At 61.6% G+C, this 17,903-nt stretch carries 17 protein-coding genes and 1 riboswitch; of the genes, 12 read left to right on the forward strand and 5 right to left on the reverse strand.

Translation table 11 applies throughout. The features are described 5' to 3' along the window. Positions 1-1,180 (reverse strand): phosphomethylpyrimidine synthase ThiC (gene thiC / locus JHD64_RS18275; protein WP_199054805.1); only part of this gene is annotated, 1,180 nt, incomplete at its 3' end. Between the two features lie 75 nt (positions 1,181-1,255). Continuing rightward, a riboswitch (TPP riboswitch) is annotated at positions 1,256-1,403 on the reverse strand. A 118-nt stretch (positions 1,404-1,521) separates the two neighbouring features. Here thiC and JHD64_RS18280 point away from each other — a divergent pair. The 4 genes from JHD64_RS18280 (at position 1,522) to JHD64_RS18295 (ending at position 4,803) form a co-directional block, all read left to right on the forward strand. Then, positions 1,522-2,181, forward strand: a complete 660-nt coding sequence (locus JHD64_RS18280; protein WP_199054807.1) for a protein-L-isoaspartate O-methyltransferase — start codon at positions 1,522-1,524, stop codon at positions 2,179-2,181. Beyond that, the gene (locus JHD64_RS18285; RefSeq protein WP_199054831.1) at positions 2,178-2,507 is read left to right on the forward strand and encodes a rhodanese-like domain-containing protein; all 330 of its coding nucleotides are present in this window, start codon (positions 2,178-2,180) and stop codon (positions 2,505-2,507) included. The genes JHD64_RS18280 and JHD64_RS18285 overlap by 4 nt, the downstream gene beginning before the upstream one ends. A 140-nt stretch (positions 2,508-2,647) precedes the next feature. Further along, positions 2,648-3,370 carry a uracil-DNA glycosylase gene (gene ung / locus JHD64_RS18290; RefSeq protein WP_110313436.1) on the forward strand — a complete coding sequence of 241 codons (723 nt, stop codon included), beginning with the start codon at positions 2,648-2,650 and terminating at the stop codon, positions 3,368-3,370. Positions 3,371-3,483: 113 nt separating this feature from the next. Beyond that, on the forward strand, positions 3,484-4,803 hold the full coding sequence (locus JHD64_RS18295) for a hemolysin family protein (RefSeq protein WP_110313394.1): 1,320 nt from the start codon (positions 3,484-3,486) through the stop codon (positions 4,801-4,803). A 69-nt stretch (positions 4,804-4,872) separates the two neighbouring features. Here JHD64_RS18295 and JHD64_RS18300 read toward each other — a convergent pair whose 3' ends face one another. Then, positions 4,873-6,087, reverse strand: coding sequence for a cation:proton antiporter (locus JHD64_RS18300; protein ID WP_233170591.1), 1,215 nt, complete (start codon positions 6,085-6,087; stop codon positions 4,873-4,875). A gap of 388 nt (positions 6,088-6,475) precedes the next feature. On the opposite strand from JHD64_RS18300, the gene JHD64_RS18305 reads away from it, so the two are divergent. Then, the gene (locus tag JHD64_RS18305; protein ID WP_199054809.1) at positions 6,476-7,150 is read left to right on the forward strand and encodes a hypothetical protein; all 675 of its coding nucleotides are present in this window, start codon (positions 6,476-6,478) and stop codon (positions 7,148-7,150) included. 25 nt (positions 7,151-7,175) lie between these two features. Here JHD64_RS18305 and JHD64_RS18310 read toward each other — a convergent pair whose 3' ends face one another. The 3 genes from JHD64_RS18310 to JHD64_RS18320 form a co-directional block, all read right to left on the reverse strand. Further along, a complete protein-coding gene (locus tag JHD64_RS18310; RefSeq protein ID WP_233170592.1) occupies positions 7,176-7,673 on the reverse strand; it encodes a GNAT family N-acetyltransferase in 498 nt (165 codons plus the stop codon). A gap of 163 nt (positions 7,674-7,836) precedes the next feature. Then, a complete protein-coding gene (locus JHD64_RS18315; RefSeq protein WP_059284377.1) occupies positions 7,837-8,814 on the reverse strand; it encodes an NAD-dependent epimerase/dehydratase family protein in 978 nt (325 codons plus the stop codon). Further along, positions 8,811-9,569 carry a glycosyltransferase family 2 protein gene (locus JHD64_RS18320; RefSeq protein WP_199054813.1) on the reverse strand — a complete coding sequence of 253 codons (759 nt, stop codon included), beginning with the start codon at positions 9,567-9,569 and terminating at the stop codon, positions 8,811-8,813. Before JHD64_RS18320 ends, JHD64_RS18315 begins: the two co-directional genes overlap by 4 nt. Positions 9,570-10,065: 496 nt before the next feature. Between JHD64_RS18320 and waaC the strand changes: the two genes are divergently transcribed. From waaC to JHD64_RS18355, 7 genes are all read left to right on the forward strand, one after another. Further along, positions 10,066-11,028 carry a lipopolysaccharide heptosyltransferase I gene (waaC, locus tag JHD64_RS18325; protein WP_199054823.1) on the forward strand — a complete coding sequence of 321 codons (963 nt, stop codon included), beginning with the start codon at positions 10,066-10,068 and terminating at the stop codon, positions 11,026-11,028. Further along, a complete protein-coding gene (waaA, locus tag JHD64_RS18330; RefSeq protein ID WP_199054825.1) occupies positions 11,025-12,281 on the forward strand; it encodes a lipid IV(A) 3-deoxy-D-manno-octulosonic acid transferase in 1,257 nt (418 codons plus the stop codon). Before waaC ends, waaA begins: the two co-directional genes overlap by 4 nt. 125 nt (positions 12,282-12,406) lie before the next feature. Next, positions 12,407-13,042: a TetR/AcrR family transcriptional regulator gene (locus tag JHD64_RS18335; protein WP_059284373.1), complete on the forward strand. Its 636-nt coding sequence runs from the start codon at positions 12,407-12,409 to the stop codon at positions 13,040-13,042. A 5-nt stretch (positions 13,043-13,047) separates the two neighbouring features. Then, positions 13,048-14,022, forward strand: a complete 975-nt coding sequence (gene hlyD, locus JHD64_RS18340; protein WP_059284372.1) for a secretion protein HlyD — start codon at positions 13,048-13,050, stop codon at positions 14,020-14,022. Positions 14,023-14,030: 8 nt separating this feature from the next. Further along, the gene (locus JHD64_RS18345; protein ID WP_233170593.1) at positions 14,031-15,782 is read left to right on the forward strand and encodes an ATP-binding cassette domain-containing protein; all 1,752 of its coding nucleotides are present in this window, start codon (positions 14,031-14,033) and stop codon (positions 15,780-15,782) included. Beyond that, entirely contained in the window at positions 15,779-16,903 is a 1,125-nt protein-coding gene (locus JHD64_RS18350) for an ABC transporter permease (protein ID WP_199054829.1), read from the forward strand. Before JHD64_RS18345 ends, JHD64_RS18350 begins: the two co-directional genes overlap by 4 nt. Beyond that, on the forward strand, positions 16,904-17,903 hold a 1,000-nt coding region (locus tag JHD64_RS18355), incomplete at its 3' end, for an ABC transporter permease (protein ID WP_199054830.1).

The following is a 17,903-nucleotide window of genomic DNA, read 5'->3' on the forward strand; positions in this document are numbered from 1 at the left end:
GGCTGAAGGCCACGTCATAAGCCTTCATGATTTCGCAAATCTCTTCGAAATGCGTGTACAGGAAGTTTTCCTGATGATGGGCCAGACACCACTTGGCCATGATGGAACCACCACGCGACACGATGCCGGTCATGCGGTTGGCCGTCAGCGGCACATAGCGCAGCAATACACCAGCGTGAATGGTGAAGTAATCCACGCCCTGCTCGGCCTGCTCGATCAGCGTGTCCTTGAAGATTTCCCAGGTCAGGTCCTCGGCCTTGCCATTCACCTTTTCCTGCGCCTGGTAGATGGGCACGGTGCCGATGGGTACCGGCGAGTTGCGCAGAATCCACTCGCGGGTTTCGTGGATGTTCTTGCCGGTGGACAGGTCCATGATGGTGTCGGCACCCCAGCGGATGCCCCAGGTCATCTTGTCCACTTCCTCGGAAATCGACGACGTTACCGCGCTATTGCCGATATTGCCGTTGATTTTCACCAGGAAGTTGCGGCCGATGATCATCGGTTCGGATTCCGGGTGGTTGATGTTGTTGGGAATGATGGCGCGGCCGGCAGCCACTTCCTGACGCACGAATTCCGGGGTGATGTCCTCCGGCAGTGCCGCGCCATAGCTGTGGCCGGCGTGCTGGCGGGTCATCAGCTCCAGCAGCTTGGCATTCTTGCCACCCGCCGCTTGCAGGCTCTCGATATAGGCCTTGCGGTTCAGGCTTTCGCGAATGGCGACGTATTCCATCTCCGGGGTGATGATGCCCTGGCGCGCATAGTGCATCTGGCTGACATTCTTGCCCGGCAGAGCGCGGCGCGGCTTGCGTGTCAGGTTGAAGCGCAGGTCGTCCAGCTTGCTGTCGGCCTCGCGGGCACGACCATATTCACTGGACAGGCCGGCCAGCTGCTCGGTGTCGCCACGCTCGGCAATCCAGGCCGCGCGCAAGGCAGGCAGGCCGCTCTGGATGTCGATCTTGGCCGCCGGGTCGGAATAGATGCCGCTGGTGTCGTAGACATAGATGGGCGGATTTTGCTCGCCACCAAACTGGGTGGGGGTGTCGCTCTGGCTGATTTCGCGCATCGGCACGCGGATATCCGGGCGGCTGCCTTCGACATAAACCTTGCGGGAATTGGGCAGGGGCTGGATGGCAGCGGTATCGACCACCATCTGTTCATTCAGTTTTGCAGGCGCGTTCATCGGGTTTCCTCCATGCGATGAAACGGCGCAAGGAGCGGAATTCCGGCGAACCGGGCTGCAAGGAAAGGGGGTGGGACCATGCAGATTGCGCTTCCCTACGCCGGGATTAACCGGGTCAGGTTCCAAGGGTATTTCTCACCCGTGCAATATGAATGGCCTATTGTTGTCATCCCACAGGAATATCAAGGCCATACCAGATCACACAGGACCCCTAGCGATGCTGTGAAGGTAAGGTAAATGTGGGATAATCGCAAGTTATCGTCATGACACGCTGCCCATGAAGTCAGGTTTTCCGCAATGCGGCACACCCGCTCAGGCAGCCAGCCCTTCGGAGTAAGCTGATGGATTTTGAAAATGCCCGTTTCAACATGGTCGAGCAGCAGATTCGTCCGTGGGACGTACTTGACCCGAAAATTCTGGACCTGCTGTTTCACGTGAAACGCGAAGATTTCGTCGCTGCCGACAAGCGCCAGCTGGCCTTTGTCGACACCGAACTGCCGCTGCCGCACTGTGGCAAGATGCTGCAGCCCAAGCTGGAAGCCCGTCTGGCACAGGATGTTGCCGTACAGCCACAGGACAAGGTACTGGAAGTCGGCACCGGTGCCGGTTATCTGACCGCCCTGCTGGCCAAGCTGGGCCGCCATGTCTATAGCGTGGAAATCAACGCCGCCACCCGCGAAACCGCTGCGGCCAACCTGAAAAAGGCCGGCATCGGCAATGTCACCCTGGTGGAAGGCAATGGTCTGGATGGCCTGAAGGAACAGGCGCCGTTTGATGTGATCGTGGTCGGCGGTTCGCTGCCGGTGGTGCCGGAAAGCCTGAAAGCCCAGCTGGCCGTGGGTGGCCGCATGATCGTGGTGGTTGGCGACCTGCCGGTGATGAGCTGCAAGCTGATCAAGCGTGTTGGTGAATCCGCCTTCAGCGAAACCAATCTGTTTGAAACCTGTATTTCCCGTCTGGCCCAGGCAGAAGCCATCGAGCCGGAACGCTTCGTTTTCTGATGCTGCGGGAAATCACTGCCAGCGATCTGGCGGCCTGGCTGGCCGATGCCGGCACAGAACAGCCCGTGCTGCTGGATGTAAGGGAAGACTGGGAAGTGCAGCTGGCCAGCATTCCGGGCTCGCTGCACATTCCGATGAACCTGATTCCGCTGCGCATGAGCGAGCTGCCGGACGACCAGACCATCGTCACCGTCTGCCATCATGGCGTGCGCAGCTATCAGGTGGGCCTGTATCTGGCCAACGCCGGTTTCGAGCAGGTGCTGAGCCTGCGTGGTGGAGTGGAAGCCTGGGCCAGCGAGGTTGATCCGGCCATGGCCCATTATTGAGATCAGCAGACCTCGCTGCCGGCTAGCCGTAACATGACAAGGCCATTCCCCCGCGGAATGGCTTTTGTTTTGCAACTTGTCCCTGCTGCCTGCGTCCAAAAACGCAGCAAAACCACACTGATACGGTATCTGTCTTGAGCCTGAAACAACTCCAATACCTTGCACCTGCCCTGGCTCCGGTCCATCCGGCCTGGGAGGATGTGCTGAAATCACCCGCCGTCTTTGCCCGCCTGCTGCAGATTGACCAGCAGCTCAGCCAGCAAGCTGCCCAGGGCAAAATCCTGTTTCCGCCGCGCGCCAATATTTTCAATGCCCTGCGCACCATGGCACCGGCCGACATCAAGGTGGTGATCCTGGGTCAGGACCCGTATCACGGTCAGGGCGAAGCCATGGGCCTGTCGTTTTCCGTGCCGCCCGGCGTGCGCATTCCGCCCAGTTTGCGCAATATCTACAAGGAAATGGTGGCGGATCTGGGGGGTGGCATGCCGGCCAGCGGCGACCTGACGCACTGGGCCGAGCAGGGTGTGCTGCTGCTGAACAGCGTGCTGACGGTGGAAATGGACAAGGCCGGCAGCCATGGCAAGCTGGGCTGGCAAGCGGTGACCGACGCGCTGATCGACGCGGTCAACCAGAAAAATCCCGGCTGCGTCTTCCTGCTATGGGGCAACTGGGCCCAGACCAAGGCCGAGCGCATCGATAGCAGCCGCCATCTGGTGCTGACCGCCGCCCATCCCTCTCCCCTGTCGGCCAGCCGCGGCTTTCACGGCTGTCGTCATTTCTCGCAGGTGAATGCCTGGCTGGCCGCCCATGGCCGCGGCACCATCCACTGGATGCCGGCCGCCAGCCAGAACAGCCTGTTCTGATACGGCCTTGCTGCAGGGTTGCAAAGCGCAGCCCTGCGCAACAAAACCCTGCTTTGCAGCCGCGCCGCATTGCCCTAAGCTAGCAGGGGTTATCTTCCCGCCTCTCCCGCATCGTGGATATTTTCTTTCTGTTTGTTCTGATTGTGCTGAATGGCGTGTTTGCCATGTCGGAAATCGCCATCGTGTCCTCACGCAAGATACGCTTGCAACAATGGGCTGAAGAAGGCCGTCGCGGTGCCCGTTCGGCGCTGCGGCTGGCGGAAGAACCCACCCGTTTCCTGTCCACCGTACAGATCGGCATCACCAGCATCAGCATTTTCTCCGGGGTGTATGGCGAAGCCGCGCTGTCCGATCATCTGCGCGACTGGCTGGAACTGAGCCTGCCGCAACTGCATGCCTATAACAAACCGCTGTCGGTAGCGCTGATGGTGGCCGCCATCACCATGTTGTCGCTGATCTTTGGCGAGCTGGTGCCCAAGCGGCTGGCCATGCTCAATCCGGAAGGCATCGCCAGTACCCTGGCTCCGCCCATGTTGCTGCTGTCGCGTGCTGCCGCACCGCTGGTGCGCCTGCTGTCGCGGCTTACCGACACCCTGTTGCGGCTGATCGGTGCGCGCAAGAGCAGCGAGCCATCGATTACCGAAGAAGAAATCCGCGTGCTGATGGAACAGGGGGCGGATGAAGGCGTGTTCGACCGTGCCGAACAGGAGCTGGTGGAAAACATTTTCCGGCTGGATGACCGCAAGGTGGCGGCGGTGATGACGCCGCGCAAGGACATCGTTTCCATCGATATCGAAGACCAGCAGCAGGACAACCGCCAGCTGCTGATCGCACACGGCTACAGCCGTTTTCCGGTGTGCAAGGGTGGCATGGAGCATGTGCTGGGCATTCTGGACACCAAGCGCATGCTGGACCGGGTACTGGCCGGCCAGAACGTGGATTTCATTGCCGACCTGGAAATCCCGCTCTACATCCCGGCCACGGTCAGCCTGATGCAGCTGATGGAGCAGTTCAAGCAGGCACGCACCCATCTGGCGCTGGTGGTGGACGAGTACGGCGAACTGGAAGGGCTGGTGACCATGAACGACGTGCTGGAAACCGTGGTGGGCGATCTGCCCTCCATACACACCGCCGGTGAAGACGACGATATCGTGCAGCGCGAGGATGGCAGTTATCTGCTGGATGGCATGGTGACGCTGGATGCCTTCCGTCAGTATTTCGATATCGATGAGCCGCTGCCGGGTGAAGACACCGGCAATATCCACACCCTGGGCGGCGTGATGATGTATCAGCTGGGCCGGGTACCGGCGGTAACCGACCGTTTCGACTGGCAGGGTTTCAGCTTCGAGGTGGTGGACATGGACAAGACCCGGGTGGACAAGATCATGCTGTGCCGGCTGCCCTCCAGCCGGCTCGAGCATAACGACAATTGAGACCCGCTAACCAAACCCCCGCGCCTGCTTGCCCTACTCTTGGTGCTGTCTGCGTCGGCGCGCCCTGACTCAGCCATCCAGCGCCTGCTGCTGACGCTGGCGATAGCGCCCGGTCCAGACAAACAGCAGCGGATTAAGCAGGATGGACAGAATGGCCCCGGCCAGAATCAGCGAATGGCTGTGCTCGCTCATCAGGCCCAAGGTAATGCCCAGACCAGCCAGAATAAAGGAAAATTCGCCGATCTGCGCCAGACTGGCGGCAATGGTCAGCGCAGTGGCCGGGCTGCGGCCAAACAAGCGCACAATGCCATAAGCCCCCAGCGACTTGCCCACCACGATGATCAGCAGCGTGCCCAGCACTTCCCAGAAGTTATGCAATAGCACGCTTGGATTGAGCAGCATGCCCACCGACACGAAAAACAGCACGGAAAAGGCATCGCGCAAGGGTAATGATTCTTCCGCCGCACGGTGGCTCAGCGGCGATTCGGCCAGCACCATGCCGGCAAAGAATGCCCCCAGCGCAAACGACACATCAAACAGCAAGGACGCGCCGTAAGCCACCCCCAGCGCCGTGGACAGCACCGCCAGCCGGAACAGCTCGCGGCTGCCGGTATAGACGATGCGTTCCAGCATCCACGGAATGAAACGGCGGCCAAACACCAGCATCAGCGCCACAAAGGCCGCCACCTTGCCCAGCGTCAGCACAATGGTCCACAGCACCGCGCTGCCGCTGATGGCGGTGGCCGTGCCCTTGCCACCTAGCACCCCGGCAAAGATGGGCAGCAACACCAGCGTCAGCACCATTACCAGGTCTTCCACCACCAGCCAGCCGATGGCGATCTTGCCATCATCCGTCTGTTCCAGATTCTTTTCCTGCAAGGCCTTGAGCAAGACCACGGTACTGGCTGTGGACAAGGCCAGGCCGAACACCACTCCCTCGCCCAGCGGCCAGCCCAACAGCTGCGACATGCCCAGCCCCAGCACGGTGGCCAGCAGGATCTGGCCGATGGCTCCCGGCAGGGCAATGGCCTTGACCGACAGCAGATCACGCACCGAAAAATGCAGGCCGACGCCGAACATCAGCAGGATGACGCCCATCTCGGCCAGTTGCGGTGCAATCTGGCCGTCCGCGGTAAAGCCGGGGGTAAAGGGGCCGGCCACGATGCCGGCACACAGATAGCCGATCAGCGGCGGCAGACGCAGGCGGAAAGCCAGCGTTCCCAGGATGAAAGCAAACACCAGACTGCCGACAATGGTGGCAATCAGGGGCGAATGATGAAGCATGGCGCAGCCCTCCGACAAAGTCTTGATGCAATGACTGATAGCAAAAAAGTCGAGGTAGTTCCGCTTAATATTGATTTATGCATTAAAAAACACAAATAATTAATAATGCATAAAATTTCAGCGCCTTTGGCTGGCAGGATGCTGCAAATTACGACATGAATTCATCAGCTTGAGGGCTACAGAGTGCAAAACAGTCCATCCGCTTTGCGCCGCCCAAAAAAAATATGCCAGGCAGAACGGCAAGCGGTGACAGCCGGTGGAATGCCACGGTGAGCGGTTTGCAGAAAGACCGGCTCGGCGTATTCTCTGCCGACAATGGCAGCTGGCCACGGAAAATCGTTTCCATGCAGCCGGAATCAAGCCCCACTACCCTGCTCCTGGAGTTGTCATGACCCGTGTTCTCAGCCTGCTGCCCATCCTGCTGCTTGTTCAGCCCTGTCTGGCCGAGGAAGCAGTGCACAGCATGAGCATCAGCCTGGCTGGCAATCTGTACCAGACCAGCGCCGGCAGCGGCTCCCGGCTGCAACCGAATGTCGATCTGCGCCACGATACGCCATACGGCAGCCTGTTTGTGCAGCAAGGCGAAGCCGGCGTCGGCCTGCCGGCACCGGGCGGCTGGGTATCGCTGGCCGCAGCCAATGAAAGCCAGTGGGAACTGGGGGCCAATTCCAGCCACTGGATGGGGGTGGCGCGCTACGGGCTGGATCTGCCGCAGGATGGTTCGCTTGCCATCGGCTATGCCGACCGGCTGGGCCATGCCAGCCCCGGCAGCCTGTTGCTGCTTAATCTGGACATCACCCTGGGCCACTGGCAAAACCAGCGCATCAGCCTGCTGGGCTGGGGCAGCCTGGCCGATAGCCAACGCGCCGCCAGCCTGGGGCATCAGGCCAATGACAGCGGCCGGCACCTCGAACAAAGCAATCTGCTGCTGATGCTGAACCATCCCTTCAACCCGCGCTGGTCGCTGGATGTCGGTGCCGGTTCGCGCTGGATGGCCGACCAGCAATCCCAGCACAGCGCCGGCTGGCAGGCGGTGTTCAGTCTCAATGCCAAACTGTACTGAACGGGGCTGAGCCAGCCCGCGGCCATTACAGACGGCGGCCACACACCGTGGTCTGGCGCGAACCACTCCAGCGCCGTTCGCTATCCGGATAACTGCCCAGTTCGACAAAACCCGCCTTGCGCATCATCCCGGCCGAGCCGGCATTTTGCTGATGGCGGTCGGCACTCAGCCAGCCACAACCCTGTTCAGCCAAGGCGGCACATACCGCCAGCAATAGCCGGCTGCCCAGGCCCTGCCCGGCACAGTCGCGGCTGATCACCGCCTCGATCAGAAAAGCAGCCTGCGCTGGCGCGACATCCGCCGGGCGATATTGCGGATAAGGGTCGTCACCGGCATACAGCATGACGCCGATCACCCTGCCTTGCTGCTCTGCCAGCAAGCCCTGCACCTGGCCCGCCGCCAATTGCTGCAGCGTCATCGCCACGCCATCAGCCGGCAAATAATTCCAGTCATTCGGCCCGTCGTTCAGTATCAGTTGCTGGAGCGCGGCCACATCCGTGCCAAGCGCGGGGCGTATCTGCATGGCAGTCCCTGTCATCCGTGATTGAAAAACCGACCTGGCCAGAAGCGGCCCGTAAACCACCCGCCACGCTGCGCCAGCCATCCTGAGCAGCCGCTATGGCAAAAACGCGCCAGCAACGCGTCACGGTGCCTTTACGTCGCAGCAAGTGGCCAGATCATGGCCTTCAGCACTGGTGATAGCCGCGATACCAGTCGACAAAGGCCTGCATGCCCACCGTCAGTGGCGTATCCGGCGAAAAGCCCACCGCAGCGCGCAGCCGGCTGGTATCGGCATAGGTCACCGGCACATCGCCATCCTGCATCGGGTAGTACTCCTTCACCGCGGCGCGACCGCAGGCGGCTTCGATGCTGTGGATGAAATCCAGCAGCGCCACCGGATTGTGATTGCCGATATTGAACAGGGCATACGGCGGCTGGCCGTTTTCCGCTGACGGCACATGCTGCATCACCCGCACCACGCCTTCGACAATATCGTCGATATAGGTGAAATCGCGTTGCATCTGGCCGTGGTTGAACACCTTGATCGGCCGACCTTGCAAAATGGCCTCGGTAAACAGCCATGGCGCCATGTCCGGCCGGCCCCACGGGCCATACACGGTGAAAAAGCGCAGGCCGGTACAAGGCAGGTCATACAGGTGGGCATAGCTGTGCGCCATCACCTCGTTGGCCTTCTTGGTGGCGGCATAAAAGCTGACCGGGGCATCCACCCGGTCGTCCTCGGCAAACGGCACCTTGGCATTCTGGCCGTACACGCTGCTGGAGCTGGCATACACCAGGTGCTTGACCGCGTGGCGGCGGCAGGCTTCCAGCACATTGGTCATGCCCAGCAGATTGCTCTGGGCGTAGACATGCGGATTGTCGATGGAGTAACGCACCCCGGCCTGGGCCGCCAGATGAATCACGTAATCGAAGCCTTCCGCCCCGCACAGCGCGTTCAGCGCCGTCCAGTCAGCCAGGTCCAGCTGCACGAAGCGGAAGCCGTCACGGCCCTGCAGCGTGGCAAGGCGGGCCTGTTTCAGGCTCACCGGGTAGTAATCATTCAGATTATCCACCCCCACTACTTCGATTCCTGCCTGTTGCAGCAGACGTTCGGCCACCGCCCGGCCAATAAAACCGGCCACGCCGGTGAGCAAAATCTTCATTTGCTGTTTCCCAATCGATGCAGCTCATTGAGCTTGGCGTATTTGATATAGCTGTTGAAGCAGCCAATGCTGATGTGGACCAGTCCGGGCAAACCATCCAGAAAACCACGGCGTACCAGGTAAAACTTGGCAAAGCGCAGCAAGGGGCTGAACACTAGCTTGGCCCATCCCGCAGTTTTCCCGCGTTTATACAGTATTTCTGCCTGCAAGCTGGTGTAGCGGTTCTGTTTGGCCAGATACAGCGCGATGTCCTCGCCTGATTCATGCATCAGGTCGCCGCAGAGTTTTTCCACAGGTCCATTGCACTGTACGTATTCGTGCACCACATCATCGGACCAGCCTGCCTGACGGCGATCAAAAAGCCGCAGGCTCCAGTCCGGGTAGCCTTCGCCATGCTTGAGAAAACGACCCATGAAACGGTTGCTGCGGGCAAAGCGGTAGGCGGCTGCCTGTGGATTGTTCAGTATCTGTTTGATTTGCAATACCAATTCTGCCGATGGCCATTCGTCTGCATCCAGGCACAACACCCAGTCATGGCTAGCAGCAGCAACGGCAAATTGCTTCTGCGGACCAAATCCCAGCCAGTCCTGGTGGATAACTTTTGCCTTATAGACAGAAGCTATCGCCACGGTTTCATCCGTACTTCCCGAATCCACCACCACGATTTCATCTGCCCACTGCACGCTGGCCAGTGTTTTTTCCAGCTGGAGAGCAGCATTTTTGGTGATGAGCACAACGCTGAGCGGTTCTCGCATCTTTTCTTGTTATTCCCATATGTATATGGAAGAAACTGGTAGAAGAGGCCCATTTGCTGTGGATAAGTCCTTATTTACCAGTTTATTCAATGATTTATTGCTGACTGGAAGTTGTTGGTCAGCAGATGACTGAAGACATGATCCTTTGTGGATAACTTTGGCAGTGTGCAACAGACCGGGTTTATCCACATGCTGTCAGGGACTTGAGCAGACCGGTCTGTGCATACGCATTTTTGTCGTGTCCAGATTAGTTATCTTAAGCCCAATTTTATTATGAAGAGACTAATGAGAGCAGTGCTTTTCTGTTGATAACCCTTAAAAAGCGTTATTTGTTCAGTCACTTGCCCTGTTGATGGCACTGGGATTAATCGGGTGGCGGGAGCGCTGGCAGATTGTGGATAAATATGGGCGGAATTATTCACAGCTGCTTATCCACAAATGCTGCCTGTGGATTTTACGTGGTTAACCACAGTGACGCTCGGTTACAATGCGCGCCATGATGAACGTACTGATCGTGCGTACCTCGTCGATGGGCGACCTTATCCACACCTGGCCTGCCATTACCGAGCTGAAAACGCACTACCCCAACCTTCGCATCAGCTGGCTGGCCGAAGAAAATTTCGCTGACATCGCCCGTTTGCACCCGGCGGTGGATGAAGTCATTACCCTGGCCTGGCGGCGCTGGCGCAAAAACCTGCTGTCCGCGGCCACCTGGGCAGAAATCAGGGCCATGCGCCGTGCCTTGCGTGCCACCCGCTGGGAGCTGGTGGTGGATTGCCAGGGCCTGTTGAAAAGTGCGCTGCCGGCCAAGCTCAGCTGCGCCCCGCTGACCGGTTACGACAGACAGAGCATTCGCGAACCGCTGGCCTGCCTGCTGTATGACAAGACCCACCGTGTCGACTGGTCGCTGTCTGCGGTCGAGCGCTGCCGCTTGCTGTTGTCCAAGGTATTTGGTTACCAGCCAGAGGGCAGCCCGCGTTTTGGCGTGCCGGCGGCAGCCCGGCCAGACTGGTTGCCGCCAGGCCAATACGCCGTGCTGCTGCATGCCACCAGCCGTGCATCCAAGGAATGGCCGGAATCGCACTGGATTGCACTGGGTGAACAGCTGTCTGCACGGCACGGCCTGCAACTGATCATTCCCTGGGGTAATGCCGCCGAACAGCAGCGGGCCAACCGTCTGGCGGCGGCCATGCCGCAGGCCATGGTGGCACCGCGCATGAACCTGATCGAAGCCTGTGGCTTGCTGGGCCATGCCCGCGCCGTCATTGGCGTGGATACCGGCCTGTGTCACCTGGCCAATGCGCTGAATGTGCCGCTGGTGGCCATTTATACCGATACCGACCCCAGCAAGACCGGCGTGGTGGAAACCGCCTGGGCCACCAATCTGGGCAATATCGGCCAGTGCCCAAGCGTCGATGTGGTGTATCAGGCCTTGCTGGCGCGCAAGGACATGCAATGAACTGGCGGCGCGGGCTGTACTCGCTATTGTGGTGGGTGGCCACGCCGCTGATCCGCCGCTATCTGGAAAAACGGGCGCGCAAGGCCCCGGCTTATCTGCAGCACTGGGACGAACGTTTCGGCCAGGCGACTCAGCCGCGGACGACCGGCGCCATCTGGATTCATGCGGTATCTGTCGGTGAAACCCGCGCCGCCCTGCCGCTGATCCAGGCGCTGCGCCAGCAATGGCCGGATGCACCGCTGCTGCTGACGCAGATGACTCCCACCGGCCGCGATACCGCCTGCCAGCTTTACCCCGATGCCGAAGTACGTTATCTGCCCTATGACTATCCCGCTGCGGTGCGCGATTTTCTGGCGATCTGGCAACCACGCTTTGGCGTGCTGATGGAAACCGAGCTATGGCCCAATCTGTTGCATGCCGCCCAGCAGCAAGGCGTGCCGCTGTTTCTGGCCAATGCGCGGCTGTCGGAAAAATCGCTGCGCGGCTATCGCCGCATTCAGGGCCTGATTGGTCCGGCCCTGCGCAGTTTGACCGCCATTGCCGCACAAAGCCCGCAGGATGCCGAGCGTTTGCAGCAGTTGGGTGCAGTTTCTGCCGTGGTGTGTGGCAATACCAAGTACGATTTCACCCCGCCCGCCGCCATGGCGGAACTGGCGGCACAGTTTCGCCAGCGCATCGGCAACCGGCCGGTATTCATTTGCGCCAGTACGCGTGAGGGCGAGGAACAACTGATCCTGCAAGCCTGGCAGCAGGCCGCGGTGGGCAATACCTTGCTATTGCTGGTGCCGCGTCATCCGGAACGTTTCGACAGCGTGGCTGCGCTGGCGCAGGACATGGGCCTTGCCGTGCAGCGGCGCAGCGATAACACCCCCCTTGCCGCCGACACCAGCCTCTGGCTGGGCGACAGCATGGGCGAATTGTTTGCCTACTATGGCTGTGCCGATGTGGCATTTGTCGGGGGCAGCCTGCTGCCGCTGGGTGGGCAGAACCTGATCGAGCCGGCCAGCCTCGGCCTGCCGGTACTGTTTGGCCCGTCCATGTTCAATTTTGCCCAGGCCAGTGAATTGGCGCTGGAGGCTGGCGCTGCCATGCAGGTGGCCGATGCCGGGCAACTGGTGGCACAGACGCTCAGCCTGTTGCAGGATGCTGCGCGCAGGCAGCAGATGAGCAAGGCGGCGCAGGCCTTTACCGCCGCCCATCGCGGGGCCAGCCAGCGTATTGTGGCCCTGCTGCAGGCCCACCTTCCGCAGTGATATGCCCAGGCGGCAAGCGGGCAGCTGTTGCCCTCCCGCCACGCGGCGCTGGTTTTTTCCTGTTTTGCATCAATAAGCGCTGAATATTGTTTTGCCATTTTTATACACATGTATAAATTGGCAGCATGAACAGCGAACCAGCCTCTCATCCCACCCGTAGCCTGCTGCTGCAACACGGCTTGCAGCTGATGCGCCAGCATGGTCTGCGCCAGCTGACCGTGCGCGGTCTGTGCCAGCAGGCGGGGGTGAATCCCGGCAGCTTTGTCTATCACTTTGGCAGCCGCCAGCAATTTGCCGCCGAGCTGCTGGAGTGCTGGTATGTGCCGCTCTACCAGCAATTGCAGGCGGTACAGCAGCAAGAAGGCGCAGCGCTCAGCCGCTTGTCCGCCATGCTGCTGCAACTGATGGATTTCCTGCGCGAGCAGCGCGGCCTGATCAGCCAGCTGCTGCTGGATGCCGGTTCCGGCGAGGCCGCCGTGCTGGCATTCATCCGTAATCTGGCGCCGCGTCATCCCCAGCTATTGCTGCAATGCCTGCAAGAGGCACAGCAAGCCGGACAGATCGGCCAGGCTCCACCCATGCACCAGCTGATGTTCCTGATGTCGGCACTGGGGTTTCCGGTCTTGCTGCAGCAAATGAGCAGCGGCAAGACCCTGTTGCCGGACATGCTGCAACAAGCGCTGGCCAGCTATGCGCTGGAACCGGCTCATCTGCAACAGCGATTGCACTGGGCGCTCAAGGGCCTCAGTAGCCAGGAGTGATTCACATGAACAAGCGTGTACTGTTCGGCTTTGTCCTTTTGCTGCTGGCAGGTGCTGCCTATCTGTGGTGGCAGCAGCAGCAGGCGGCGGATGAGCTGGTGCTGTCCGGCAATGTGGATATCCGCGAGGTAAACCTGTCATTCCGCGTGGGCGGGCGCTTGCAGCAACTGCAGGTGGATGAAGGAGCGCAGATCAAGGCCGGGCAGGTGCTGGGCCGGCTGGACGACGCACCGCAACGCAATGCCGTGGCCGATGCCGAAGCGGCACTGGCGGCACTCCAGGCCCGGCAATCGCTGATGCATCAGGGCTACCGGGCCGAAGACGTGGCCCAGGCCCGTGCCGCGCTGGATGCCCGTCAGGCGGCGTTGACCGATGCCCGTGCCGCCTGGCAGCGCCAGCAGGAGCTGGCCGGTACCGGCGCCGCCGCAGTCAAGGCACTGGATGCCGCCCGTTCTGCCCATGATCAGGCGCAGGCGCAATACCAGGCAGCACAGCAGCAGTACCAGGCGCTGAGCAAGGGTTACCGGCCACAGGAAGTGGCCGAGGTGGACGCCAATGTGAAACGGGCCCAGGCGCAGCTGGCCAGTGCGCGCCTGCAACTGGCCGATACCGTGCTCACCGCGCCGGCCGACGGCATCATCCTCACCCGGGCGGTGGAACCGGGCAGCATGCTGGCTGCCGGCAGCAGCGTGCTGACCCTGTCGCTGCGCCAGCCGGTATGGGTGCGTGCCTATGTGGCCGAGCCGCAGCTGGGCCAGGCCCAGCCGGGACGCAAGGTATGGATTTACCGCGATGGGCGCAGCCAGCCTTATGCCGCGGTGGTGGGCTTTGTCTCACCCACGGCGGAATTCACCCCCAAGAATGTGGAAACCGCCGACCTGCGCACCGCCCAGGTCTACCGTTTGCGGCTGATTGTCAGCCAGCCGGACGCCGCCCTGCGTCAGGGCATGCCGGTAACGGTGAAGCTGGCCCGGCCATGAATCCGTCCATGACGGCCAGCACGGACGCCATCGCCATCCGCCTGCAGGCGGTCAGCCACGCCTTTGCCGGGCGGCCGGCGCTGTGCGAGCTGAGTGCCGACATCAGCCGCGGAGTGATCACCGGGCTGGTGGGGCCGGATGGTGCCGGCAAGACCACCCTGCTGCGGCTGATGGCCGGCCTGCTCAAGGCCAGCGCCGGCAGCATCCGCGTAGAGGGGCTGGACCCGGTGACGGCCGGCGATGCACTACGCCTGCAACTGGGTTACATGCCGCAAAAATTCGGCCTGTACGAAGACCTGTCCGTGCTGGAAAACCTCACCCTGTATGCCGATTTGCGTGGTGTCACCGGCGCGGCGCGGGAGGAAAGTTTTCAGCGCCTGCTGGCCTTTACCGATCTGGCGCGCTTTACCGAACGACTGGCCGGCAAGCTGTCCGGTGGCATGAAACAGAAACTGGGGCTGGCCTGCACCCTGCTGGGCTCGCCGCGCATCCTGTTGCTGGACGAACCCTGTGTCGGGGTGGACCCCATTTCGCGGCGTGAGCTGTGGCGCATGGTCAGCAGTCTGGCCGATGGCGGCATGGCGGTGCTGTGGAGTACCTCCTATCTGGACGAGGCCGAGCTGTGCGGCGAAGTGCTGCTGATGCACGAAGGCCGTCTGCAATACAGCGGCAGCCCGCAAGCGCTGATGGACAGCATGCAGGGGCGCAGCCTGCTGTTGCAGGATATTGCCGGTAACCGGCGGCAGGTGCTGCAGCGGGCGCTACGCAGCCCTGCGGTGATCGACGGCGCGCTGCAAGGCCATGCGGTGCGGCTGGTGTTGCGTGAGGCCGGGGTATTGCCTGATCTGGCCAGCCTGCAGGCCGGGCCGGATGCCCGCCTGCAACCGGTAAAGCCGCGGCTGGAAGATGCCTTTATCGATTTGCTGGGCGGCGGGCCGGGTGGCGATTCGCCGCTGACCGAACACATGCCGCCCGCGCGACTGCCGGAAGGAGTGGATGCCGACGCCGTCATCGTGGCCGAGCAGCTTACCCGCCGTTTTGGTGATTTTGTCGCCACCGATCATGTGGATTTCCGCATCCGCCGTGGCGAAATCTTCGGCCTGCTCGGCCCCAATGGCGCGGGCAAATCCACCACCTTCAAGATGATGTGCGGCCTGCTGCCGGTCAGCAGCGGCGCGGCGCGGGTGATGGGGCTGGACCTGAAACAGTCCGCCAGCCAGGCACGCCAGCAAATCGGCTATATGGCGCAGAAATTTGCCCTGTACGGCAACCTCAGCGTGGCGCAGAACCTGGAATTCTTCTCCGGCATCTATGGCCTGTCCGGTGCGCGCCAGCGCGCGGCAGTGGCCGACATGGTGCGGGTGTTTGCGCTGCACCCTTTCCTGAGCATGAATGCCGGTGAACTGCCGCTGGGCTTCAAGCAGCGGCTGGCCTTGGCCTGCGCGCTGATGCACCAGCCACCGCTATTGTTTCTGGACGAGCCCACCTCCGGGGTGGACCCGGTCAGCCGCCGCGAATTCTGGAGCCATATCAATGGCCTGGTCGACAAGGGGGTGACGGTGATGGTGACCACCCATTTCATGGACGAAGCCGAATATTGCGACCGTATCGGCCTGGTGTATCGCGGGCGCATGATCGCCGCCGGCACGCCGGACGCACTCAAGGCCATGGTGGTCAGTGCTGAACTGCCCGACCCCAGTATGGAAGACGCCTTTATCGCGCTGGTGGAGCGCGATGACCGGCAGCGGGAGGCCACATGAGCCTCAGCCTGCGCCGCCTTGCCGCGTTGTGCCGCAAGGAAAGCTACCAGATCGTGCGTGATCCCAGCAGCATCCTGATTGCCTTTGTGCTGCCGGTGTTGCTGCTGTTCATCTACGGCTACGGCATCAATCTGGATGCCAACCGCGTGCGTCTGGGCATTGTGCAGCAGGATGGCGGGGTGGAAGCCAGCCGTCTGGTGCAAACCCTGCAAGCCTCGCCCTATATCGCCGCCAGCCTGTCGAGCTCCGAAGCCGCCATGCGCCAGCAATTGCAGCTGGGCAGCGTGCGCGGCGTGGTGATCCTGCGCAGCGATTTCTCGGCCAAGGTCAGGCAAGGTCAGGGCGCGGCCGCCATCCAGCTGCTGACCGATGGTGCCGAACCCAATACCGCCAATTTTGTCGCCAGCTATGTGCAGGGCGTATTCCAGCTGTGGCAGGCCCAGCGCCAGTCAGGCCAGGCAGAGCCAGCCGGGCTGACGCTAGAGGCGCGTTACTGGTTCAACCCCACCACGGTCAGCCGCAATTACCTGGTGCCCGGCTCCATCTCGGTGATCATGACCATCATCGGTGCGCTGCTTACCTCGCTGGTGGTGGCGCGCGAATGGGAGCGCGGCACCATGGAAGCCTTGCTGTCCACCCCGGTGACCCGGGCCGAGCTGCTGTTGTCCAAGATCATTCCCTACTACCTGCTGGGCATGGCCGCCATGAGCATGTGCGTGCTGGTGGCCACGCTGGTGATGGGGGTGCCGCTACGCGGTTCGTTGTGGGTATTGTTCCTGGTGACCAGCCTGTTTCTGGGCAGTGCGCTGGGGCTGGGCCTGCTGCTGTCCACCACCACGCGCAACCAGTTCATTGCCGCCCAGTTTGCGCTGACCGCGGCCTTTCTGCCGGCCATCATGCTGTCCGGCTTCGTGTTTGAAATCCGCAGCATGCCGCTGGCGGTACAGGCGGTGACTTACCTGATTCCGGCGCGCTATTTTGTCAGCGCCCTGCAGACGCTATTCCAGGCTGGTGAAATCTGGCCGGTGCTGCTGATCAACCTGCTGTTTCTGCTGCTGTCCGCCGCCTTCTGGCTGGGGCTGACCGCCTGGCGGACACCGCGCCGACTGGATGGCAATTAAATGTGGCAACGTCTGTTCACCCTGATCCGCAAGGAAATGCAGGCGCTGCTGCGCAGCCCGCAAAGCCGCCGCCTGCTGATTGCCCCGGTACTGCTGCAACTGCTGCTGTTTCCCTTTGCCGCCACGCTGGAAGTGAAAAACAGCACGCTGGCGGTGTTCAACCAGGATGGCGGCGCCGCTTCCATCGAACTGGTGCAGCGGCTGGCTGCCACCCAGGCCTTTCCCCATGTGCTGATGCTGCACAGCCAGCCTGCGATGCAGCAGGTGATCGACCGCCAGCAGGCGCTGCTGGCCATCAGCCTGCCGCAAGACCTGTCGCGCAAGCTGGCGGCTGGCCAGAGCGTGGCTGCCCAGGCCATCATCGATGGCCGGCGCAGCAATAGCGCGCAAATCGCCTATGGCTATGCCCTGCAGGTGATCCAGCAGTTTGCCGCCGAACGCAGCCATCAGGCTCCGGCGGCCAGGCTGGTGGTGCAGAACCTGTACAACCCCAATCTGGAATACCGCTGGTTCGTGCTGCCCAGCCTGGTGGCCATCATCACCACCATCGGCTGCCTGATGGTGACCGCGCTGTCGCTGGCCCGCGAACGCGAGGAAGGCACCTTCGAGCAACTGCTGGTGTCGCCGCTGACGCCGGGCTACATCATGGCCGGCAAGGCCCTGCCCGGCATGCTGGTGGCGCTGGTGCAGGGCTGCATCATCGCGGCGGCGGCAGTGTGGGTTTACCAGGTGCCATTCAGCGGTACGCTGGGGCTGCTGATCCTGTCCATGCTGTGCTACGGGCTGTCGCTGGTGGGTTTCGGCCTGCTGATTTCCGCCCTCAGCAGCAATCAGCAGCAGGCTTTCCTGGGCTCGTTTGCCTTCATGTCGCCCGCAGTGATTCTGTCCGGCTACATGGCCCCGGTGGAAAACATGCCGCTGCCGCTGCGCATGGTCAGCGCGGTGGACCCGCTCAGCCACTTCATCGTCATCGTCAAGGGCATCTTCCTGAAGGGTTATG

This window comes from Aquitalea sp. ASV15, assembly GCF_016429115.1.
Taxonomy (GTDB): Bacteria; Pseudomonadota; Gammaproteobacteria; order Burkholderiales; family Chromobacteriaceae; genus Aquitalea; species Aquitalea magnusonii.